General features: G+C 35.3%; 8 protein-coding genes and 4 pseudogenes. 4 read left to right on the forward strand and 8 right to left on the reverse strand.

Annotated features, from left to right (window positions below; all coding sequences use genetic code 11):
• Both tnpA (F6K22_RS22145) and F6K22_RS42335 read left to right on the forward strand, forming a co-directional pair.
• On the forward strand, nucleotides 1-218 hold a 218-nt coding region (gene tnpA, locus F6K22_RS22145), incomplete at its 5' end, for an IS200/IS605 family transposase (RefSeq protein WP_293102762.1).
• Between the two features lie 25 nt (nucleotides 219-243).
• Nucleotides 244-294 (forward strand): annotated as a pseudogene (locus tag F6K22_RS42335) (hypothetical protein); the annotation flags it as partial.
• Between the two features lie 213 nt (nucleotides 295-507).
• On the opposite strand, the gene F6K22_RS42340 reads toward F6K22_RS42335, so the two are convergent.
• The 8 genes and pseudogenes from F6K22_RS42340 to tnpA (F6K22_RS22190) all read right to left on the reverse strand — a co-directional run bounded on the left by F6K22_RS42340 (nucleotide 508) and on the right by tnpA (F6K22_RS22190) (nucleotide 8,063).
• A complete protein-coding gene (locus tag F6K22_RS42340; protein ID WP_363274132.1) occupies nucleotides 508-2,370 on the reverse strand; it encodes a PQQ-dependent sugar dehydrogenase in 1,863 nt (620 codons plus the stop codon).
• Between the two features lie 19 nt (nucleotides 2,371-2,389).
• Nucleotides 2,390-2,905, reverse strand: a pseudogene (locus F6K22_RS22160) (RNA-guided endonuclease InsQ/TnpB family protein); the annotation flags it as partial.
• A complete protein-coding gene (locus F6K22_RS22165; RefSeq protein WP_293102765.1) occupies nucleotides 2,842-3,591 on the reverse strand; it encodes a hypothetical protein in 750 nt (249 codons plus the stop codon). The pseudogene F6K22_RS22160 and the gene F6K22_RS22165, both read right to left, overlap by 64 nt.
• 520 nt (nucleotides 3,592-4,111) lie before the next feature.
• The gene (locus F6K22_RS22170; protein WP_293102768.1) at nucleotides 4,112-4,705 is read right to left on the reverse strand and encodes a Uma2 family endonuclease; all 594 of its coding nucleotides are present in this window, start codon (nucleotides 4,703-4,705) and stop codon (nucleotides 4,112-4,114) included.
• A gap of 4 nt (nucleotides 4,706-4,709) precedes the next feature.
• Nucleotides 4,710-4,943: a hypothetical protein gene (locus tag F6K22_RS22175; RefSeq protein ID WP_293102771.1), complete on the reverse strand. Its 234-nt coding sequence runs from the start codon at nucleotides 4,941-4,943 to the stop codon at nucleotides 4,710-4,712.
• 56 nt (nucleotides 4,944-4,999) lie between these two features.
• Nucleotides 5,000-6,070: a ParA family protein gene (locus F6K22_RS22180; RefSeq protein WP_293102774.1), complete on the reverse strand. Its 1,071-nt coding sequence runs from the start codon at nucleotides 6,068-6,070 to the stop codon at nucleotides 5,000-5,002.
• A gap of 254 nt (nucleotides 6,071-6,324) precedes the next feature.
• On the reverse strand, nucleotides 6,325-7,383 hold the full coding sequence (locus F6K22_RS22185) for an anthranilate phosphoribosyltransferase family protein (protein WP_293102777.1): 1,059 nt from the start codon (nucleotides 7,381-7,383) through the stop codon (nucleotides 6,325-6,327).
• 292 nt (nucleotides 7,384-7,675) lie between these two features.
• Nucleotides 7,676-8,063: pseudogene (gene tnpA, locus F6K22_RS22190) on the reverse strand (IS200/IS605 family transposase).
• Nucleotides 8,064-8,120: 57 nt separating this feature from the next.
• Between tnpA (F6K22_RS22190) and F6K22_RS42345 the strand changes: the two are divergent.
• Nucleotides 8,121-8,372, forward strand: a complete 252-nt coding sequence (locus F6K22_RS42345) for a helix-turn-helix domain-containing protein (RefSeq protein WP_363274135.1) — start codon at nucleotides 8,121-8,123, stop codon at nucleotides 8,370-8,372.
• Nucleotides 8,365-8,622 (forward strand): annotated as a pseudogene (locus tag F6K22_RS42350) (RNA-guided endonuclease TnpB family protein); the annotation flags it as partial. The gene F6K22_RS42345 and the pseudogene F6K22_RS42350, both read left to right, overlap by 8 nt.

Here is an 8,622-nt window from a genome sequence, read left to right on the forward strand (position 1 = left end):
ACAACGGTTGCAACAGATTATTTTTGAGTTATGTACGCTCGCATGATTGGAGACTAATAGCATTAGAAATAATGCCAGACCATGTACATTTATTTTTAGAAGTTGACCCAACTTTTGCACCCTCTGTCATTATCAAACGAGTCAAAGGTAGAGCTTCTCATCATTTGAGAAAAGAATTTCCAAGACACGCTAAAATTGCCGACACTTTGAACCCCTAGCTTTTTCTGTGCTACAACAGGAAATGCTTCAACGGAGACTGTTAGGAAGTACATTGAAAACCAAACCGGAAAGTAACACCGGGTTAAAACCCGCGCGTCGTTATTCAACCAGGGGATAAATCACCCAGGCTAACTTCCTCCCGCCATTTTTTAGGTTTTTTTGTGAACTGCTACCTCTTCATTTTTCATTTTTTTCTCCAGATGTTTTAAATAGAGTTTGGCGATCAAATTAGAAAGCATTGAAAAATAAAAGTTTTAGCCTTTAAGGAGTGAAAAAAAGTGCAAATTTTTAAGCTTGAGTTGCCAAAAAGTTAGGATTTTGCGCTGAATATTGAATACGATAAATCCGATTATTCACTTCTTCTGTAAATAATAGACTTCCATCTGGCAATACCTGTAAACCTGTCGGACGACCCCAAGTTGTTTCCTCTGAAATATCCAAAAATCCTGTTAAAAAGTCTTGATATTCTCCTGTAGGATTTCCACTTTCATCAAAGGGTACAAATACTAATTTATAACCTGTAGGTTCCTGACGATTCCAACTTCCTCGAAATGCAACAAATGCTCCATTTTGATATTCTTCTGGGAAAGTTTCTTCATCATAAAATTGGAGTCCTAAAGGTGCAGAATGGGATTGAAATAAAACATCTGGAGTTTCAGTTTTAGCTACTAAATTAGGATTTTCTCCTACTCTTCTGGGGTCTTCCAAATTAGGTGATAAATAAGCATAAGGCCAACCATAAAATTCACCTGTTTCTAATCCTGTTAAATAGTCAGGAACTAAGTTATCTCCTAATCCATCCCGTTCATTAACAGTAGTATAAAGTTGACCTGTAATTGGGTGAAAGTCTAAACCTACTGGATTTCTTAAACCTGAAGCAAAAGTTTGTCGATCAGAACCATCCAAATTCATTACTTGAACTGATGCTCTAGGTAATGGTTCGACAGATACATTGGAGAGGGAACCAATAGAAACAAAAAGTCGATCGTTTTCAGAAATTGCTAAGTTCCGAGTCCAATGACCTCCTGTTGGTAAATCGGCAATTTTTTCGCCAGTGCCGTTAATTTGTATATCTCCAATATTGTAGGGGTATCTAACTATTGAGTCTGTGTTTCCAACATAGAAAAAATCTTCAGTAAAAGCCATACCAAAGGGTTGATTTAATCCATTTGTTTCTGAGGCAAAAATCTGAGAAAAATCTGCTGTTCCGTCGCCGTCTGTATCGCGCAATAAATGGATTTGATTTAGTGGTGTTTCTGTTACTAATACATCTCCGGTCGGAGTGACTGTTAACCAACGAGGTCTTTCTAAATTTTCGGCAAATACATTAACTGTAAATCCATCAGGAACTTGGAAAGTTGGATTATCGGGAACTGGAATAATATCGGCAGGATTAGAAGCACTATCACTGGCAAAAGGTTGTGGTAATAAGTCTAGAGAAATGCGGATATTTTCTGATGATAATGGTTCGGTTTCTATGAAGCTACTGTTAAAGTTTACATTACCGGATATATCTATAAAAGATAAAGTGTTTTGGTTGATTGCTGCTGGCGATGTAGCTAATAATAAACCAATAATTTCTCCTGAATTGTTAATTTGAATTACGGTATCATTGCCTCCTGGAGTAGTAGTTGCAAATGTTAAATCATTAGCTGTTAAACCTGATGGTAAATCTAGGCTATCGCCCGTTGAAAAGTCAGTAATTACGTCTGCTTCTTGGGAAAGGAAAAAGACATCTGCACCGTTTCCTCCTGTCAAAGTATCTATTCCTAAATCTCCATACAAACTATCATCACCATCTCCACCATTGAGCAAATCATCTTCTTTTCCACCTCTCAATATATCGTTTCCAGCATCACCAAAAATTTCATCATTGCCTAAATTTCCACTGAGAAAATCATCCCCATCTCCACCGAAAATAGAGTCTGAGTTTTTACCTCCGAATATTGTGTCATTACCTTGATTTCCAATAATTGTATCGTTGTCTCGATTACCATTAATAATTTCTGCATCTTCAGCTCCAATAATTGAGTCATTGCCACTTAAACCAAGTAAACCTCCTGGCAAATTTTCTAGTAATTGAGGAGTTAGCTGAAAATTATCAGAATCTAAAGTTAATTCATAAAATCCGTTAGGAGTAGGACCTGCCATTGTTTTTAGATATAGTAAACTACCCGGCGCTGAAATTCTTTACAGCGCGGGCTTTTGGTAGCCCTAGAACTACTGCACAAGACAGAAATTCTGAACCTCTAGGCTGGTTTACACTCAACCCCAAAGCAGCTATATTTTTGGCACCATTATAATCAGCATCGCCTTTCCACCCACAATTCAAGCAGTGGTAGTTTTTACCCTTTCTATATGTAGTTTCTTTTGTCGGACTTATATGCAAACATTTGTGGCAAGTAAGGCTTGTATATGCTGGATTAACTAATATTAATTTCACGCCATGTAACACACATTTATAAGCAAGAAACATTCTGAACTGATAAAAAGCCCAACTATTAGATAATCTTCTTTCTTTCCTACTTCTTGGTTGCTGATTAGTTCTTTTTCTAATATTAGCTAAATCTTCTATGGCAATTGAATTCTTATTAGTCGCTGCTTTTTTGACTAAATAAGTTGTTATTTCGTGATTAACCTGTTTCTGAAAGCGTCGTTCTTTACCTGGTAACCGTTGCTGTAGTTGCCGACATCTTCTCCGACTACTACGAGTGCCTTTAGATGCTTTTCTTTGTAGAACTGCTCTCCTAGCAGAGAATAATGATTTCTCTTAGAAGTTATATTTTTACCTGACCATGATTCACCTTCAGATGTTGAGGCTATATCTGTCCTGCCTAAATCAATTCCTATTATTTTATTTGTTGACTTTGGCTCAGGAACAATATGATTAACATGAATATTTATATAGTAAGTTCCATCATTTCTTTTAGTTAAGACTGCTGAAGTAGCCTTACTACCTTTTAATATTCCACGTTGATAATTACCTATTAATAACTCAAACTTTGTGCGCTTACTCAAAAGCTTTAAACTCACAATCCATTTCTTTGTATCTAAACTAAATGTTCTACTGTCGTAATCAACTGATGTTGGTGCAAAAGTTAATTCTTTTTTAATATGATTAGTTATAGAAGTTTTGCGATTAGAACATACTCGTCTAATGGCGTGAATTGTAGTTTGTGCTGATAACTGAAACTTTTCTCTAACTGTATCGTACATTAAAGATTGCATTGCCACATTATTTGTCAGTTTCTGATCGCTATTGTTATGAACATACTGACAAGCATTAGCAAATATTTCCATGGTAGCATTCATTTCTTTTGCTACTTCTGGGGAAACCTTCAATTTGCAGGATATAGTCGTTATCTGTTTCATTATTATACGATACTTCAAATTGTGAATAAAATCAATAGTGAAACAGATTTTTATTTGTTCTCAAAAATTCCTCCCGACGCTGAATCAGATATTACAGCGCGGGACTCCTTTTTGAATTTAAGTTGAAATTTTTTACTATTTTAATAGTATAGAAGTTAGGAATTAGTGATACTTGTTGTTTATCAAGATTTAATTTTTGACTATTGAGAGTATCCTGATCTTCTTGTAAGTAGGATTTTTAGTATTTACAGTAGGTTGGGTTGAGGAACGAAACCCAACAGAAATAATACCAATTTCATAAAATATTGCTACAGTAGTTTTCTATGCTGGTGTTCAATAATTAATAATTAACAATTAATAATTAATAATTACCTCTTCTTAAAACAGATTAGATTGGTTAAAAAAGAAATTTTTTTCTTTTTTCTCCTTTAAAGGAGAGGCTTTAAACCTTTATTTTTCGGTAATTTATAGATTAATACTCTAACGACATTTTTTAAATTTGATCTAAATTTCAAGATTTCTAATTATCGCTGTTTTCTGTTGTTTCAAATTCGACTTTATCGTAAATGTCTGCCAGGGTTATTTGAAAATCAATTGAGTTGAGAGAGATAGTTTCTTCGAGTTCATTATATTCTGAAAAAATCCACTGTTTTTGAGAAGTTTTGTAATATTGTTCGACTTGGATAGTGTATTGGTCTATGAGTAGATATTCTTGAAATATAGGAATAGTTCGATAAGCTGCAAATTTTTTATCTTTGTCATAATTTCTAGTAGAATTTGACAAAACTTCGACAATTATTAGAGGGTTAGTAATGGTGTCTTTTCTTCCTTGTTGTAGTTCCAAATTTCCTGGATTTACCATTACATCAGGATAAGTATAGATGCGTTTTTTCTGAATCCAAAGTCGTTGGTCTGCAACAAAGACTCGATAAGGTTTACGTTTGAGGGAAAAGTTTAAAGCTGCGCTAAAATTAAGAGCAATTTGATTATGATTTGGAGTTCCACCAGTCATGGGAATAATTTCACCATTGATGTATTCGTGTCGTTGTTGTGAGTTAGTTTCAAGATTTAGGTATTCGGTGGGAGTGTATTTTTTTTGTTGTTGAGTTTGCATGGTTTTAAGTTGTCATGGAAAAGGTAATTTCTGCTGCTTTTGGTAATTCAATGGGGATAAAATAATTGCTTGGGTAGAGGTAATCTTTGTTTGATTCGTCGATGACTCGAATCATTTGATATTTGCTGGAAGTAGTGTCGGGTATGACTTGATAAATTTTGCGAATTTCTAATGAGGTTGGATAGTTTTTATTGTGAATGCAGATGGCAAATTTAGTTTCTATATGGGGATTACTCATATTTACTCCGAAAGAATATATTTAATTTTTATTGCTTTTTACCAATACTATATTTACTAAGTGAAATTATCAATTATATGCTTTCCTAATTTGTCATATTCTTTGTCCATATCCTCCATTAATCTAGTCTGACCTCGATTCCATGAAGTAGAACTTATTGCACCTCTAGTTGGTTTTTTTGTTGATAAATATTTAATTGGAACGTTTTGACCTATACTGTCAGGAGCCATAACATTTAAATCTTCGATATTGGCTACTGGTTCCAAATTTTTAATAAACTCAGGAACACAATTATAATCAGATATTTTTTTAAGGTCTGGTATTAGTCTTGTTTCAATTATCTTTAATATCTTGTCGTATTGATATTGGTCAGCTCCCAATTTTTTTCCACCCTTAGTATCAAAACCATTAAAAATCCAGCCACCAAACTTTGGTTTTCCTTTGTGTCGTACAAGGTCATCAAATTTATTAGATTCCAGAAATCTCTCTTTTCCTTGCTTCCAATCCTTAACAAAACTGGGTAATACCTCACCAATTAAACCAATACAATATGCAGAAAATAGGTCAGGAGTACAAGGAACTAAAAAATAGTCTGAGCAGTATAAAGCAGACCGAACAAGTGTATTAAAAGATGGAGGTAGATCGATTAAGACATATTCATATGACTTGTTAAATGTGTCAGATAGTCTATTTACTAATAGTAATGGAACTAAAAATCGATATAATCCAGCTCCACTTACTACATCTGTTCCAACTGTTAGGATGTCAGCAAATTTATTCAACCAAAAATCACCAGGTACTATGTCTAAATTTCCTGGCTTTTCTAATTGTTGGTCTGGTTTATGCTTAGGTTGGGTTAAATGTATGTTATTAATCTGCATTTGGTAAATGTAAGGCTGCGCATAGGCTCTTATTGTTCGGCCATAAGGAAACTTCTCTGATTCCTTAAGATATTCAGCAAATTCTTCATACCCAATTGTAGCAATTGATAGATTGCATTGAGGGTCAAAATCAATTAGAAGTGTATTATGACCCATAGATGCTATAGAAACAGCTAAATTCCAAATAATGGTTGTTTTCCCAACACCACCTTTGTTATTAAACATAGAAATAACTTTTGCCGTCATAATTTTTCTCCTTCAACATATAGAATGATTTGTATTTAGTTACATTAGTCTATCATAAAAATCTCACAAATTATAACTATAAAAATCTATTATGCACATGGTATATTTCGAGTATAGTGCTAAAGCACTTATGTTATAGCATCTCTATATTTGAATTGAATAGATTGAAATATGTTCGGTAGGTTAAGGAATATAACCGTTAAATTATCTGATTAGTTGTATAATTATCCCTGCCAAACCTACCTGACTTTTTACTACATTTTTTCTCCAATTTTTGCCTTAATTTCCCTCAACTTCTCCCTAACTTCACCACTGCTTAATAAACTTTCTGCCTTAGACAAACCTTCGTTAATATCAGAACAAATTCCACAACGCCATAAATAAAAACCACCATTCCAAATAGCTGCTGACATTAACTCACTCCCCTTACTCTGCAAAACTCCCTGCATTTCCTCTACTAACTCAGCAGTCGAACCTAATGCAACTTCTTTCCCTCCACAATTATAGTCACTCGGATGTAACAACAGACGTTCAAAAGTGACATTCTTCCCAGATGACACCGACACTCCAATAATAGCTGTTCGATCGCGCGGCAAGTCGCAACTCCCCTCTAACCCCTTCACCGTTGTATAATTTTTCAATCCCTGTAATTTCAAAGCTTCACGAAACATACCTTCTGTCGGAGGATGAACATATCCCGCAGCTAGATGAACTTCTCCGACAAACGGCACCCAAATTAATTCCATCGTTGCTAGAGGGGGTCGTTTACCAATGTCTCGACGGTATTCTACTAAAACATCTGCTTGGGGAAAATGTTCTGGTAGATAAACAAACCCTAAACCAGTATGCTCAAACACTTGTTGCACCTGTACCAGTGATAATCTTCCCCATTCAACCCCCAACCCTTGCCATATCTCAATAAAAGGTACTCCTTCTTTGGTTGGCATCCGCGCTCCACCGTGCATCACAACAAACACTCCTGCTGTTGCCAAAATTAAAGCTGTGAGTGGGGTGACAGGTGCAGTACGCGATCGTCCATCATAAGGACAACCTAAGACTGTCACTCTACCCATAGATGGTTGACTTTTAAGTTTTGGCCCTAATTCGTTATAGGTATCTAACATTCCTGCCAACTCCTCACCAGTAGGGCGTTTAATTCGGTGAGCAATAAAGAAAGCACCTATTTGGGCAGGTGTTGCTTCCCCTAACAACATCATCCGCATTGCTGCTGTTGCCTCTTGGCGAGTTAAATTTTTCCCTGTGTGGGTACCACTACCAATAGTTTTGAGTAATTCTCGAAAGTGATCGCTCATCTAATTTATCTCTCCAGTTAATTTAGTTGGTAGTTTTAAATATAGTTAAGGATATCAAAACTATTCTCCATCATTACTTTTTTATTACTAAGAATTAGTTAATACTGAAAATTCGTCATGGCGACCATTGTTCCCTATTTCCTATTCTCTTACAAGGAAAATTTATTGTCCTAGCAAAATGACGTAGTGCTTATAGATAGGAACAAGCAATACCTAGCACAGGAGCAAGATGGTTTTACTCTTCTCGTAACAAAAATAATGACCGAAAAAGCAGGTCTCAAGCCTCCCCCTTCTAGGGGGACTTTTGATTTTGAATATATTGTTTAAGAACTTCAAGTGGCGCTCCTCCAACAGAAGCCACAAAATATGAAGGACTCCAAAGCGCTGTCTTGTGTGGTTTTTTATATCCTGCTGCTCCATATAATCTACTGGAGACACCCTTGAGGTGATTAACTATTTGAGATATAGACAATTTGGGTGGATATTCAATTGCTGCGTGAATATGATCGGCTTCTCCATTAAACTCTAATATTTTGAAGTTCATCTTCTTAGCTACAGCTTCAAACTAGTGCTTAATTAATTTCAATCCTTCAAAGTGTGAATACACTTTTTCTATATTTAGTCACACATACCAAGTGTACTTTTAAGTCTGAGACACTATGTCTTTGCTGCCTTAACATATTGCGTACCAAATTTAACTATGCTATTATAACATACAGGCTAAAAGAAAATTTCAGATGAAAGCAAGATTTAAGTACCGTATATATCCAACACCGGGACAAAAACACCGATTAGCCAAGCTATTTGGTTGTGTCCGTGTGGTTTGGAATGATAGCCTGAATTATTGCAATGAGTTATACAAAAAAGGTAACAAAAAGCCAAGTAATGCAGAACTCCAAAAAATATTTATTACTCAAGCGAAAAAGACTGAAAATAGAGAGTGGCTATCGGTAGTTTCTAATATACCACGGAGTGCAATCTTTGAATGATTTAAACCAAGCTTATCAAAACTTTTTTAAGTCAACAAAAGGCCAGAGAAAAGGTAAGCCTGTTAAACCTCCTAAATTTAAAAGTAGGAAATCAAAACAGACGGCTAGGTTTAGAAAGGGTGGCTTTAAGATTGGTCAGCATAAAGTTCCTAGCAACGCTAAGATTGGAAAACTAAAAATAGTTTGGTCGAGGGAGTTACCTTCTCCTCCATCATCAGTAACAGTAATCAAAGATTCCGCTAATAAATAT

Source organism: Okeania sp. SIO2F4 (assembly GCF_010672385.1).
Taxonomy (GTDB): Bacteria; Cyanobacteriota; Cyanobacteriia; order Cyanobacteriales; family Microcoleaceae; genus Trichodesmium.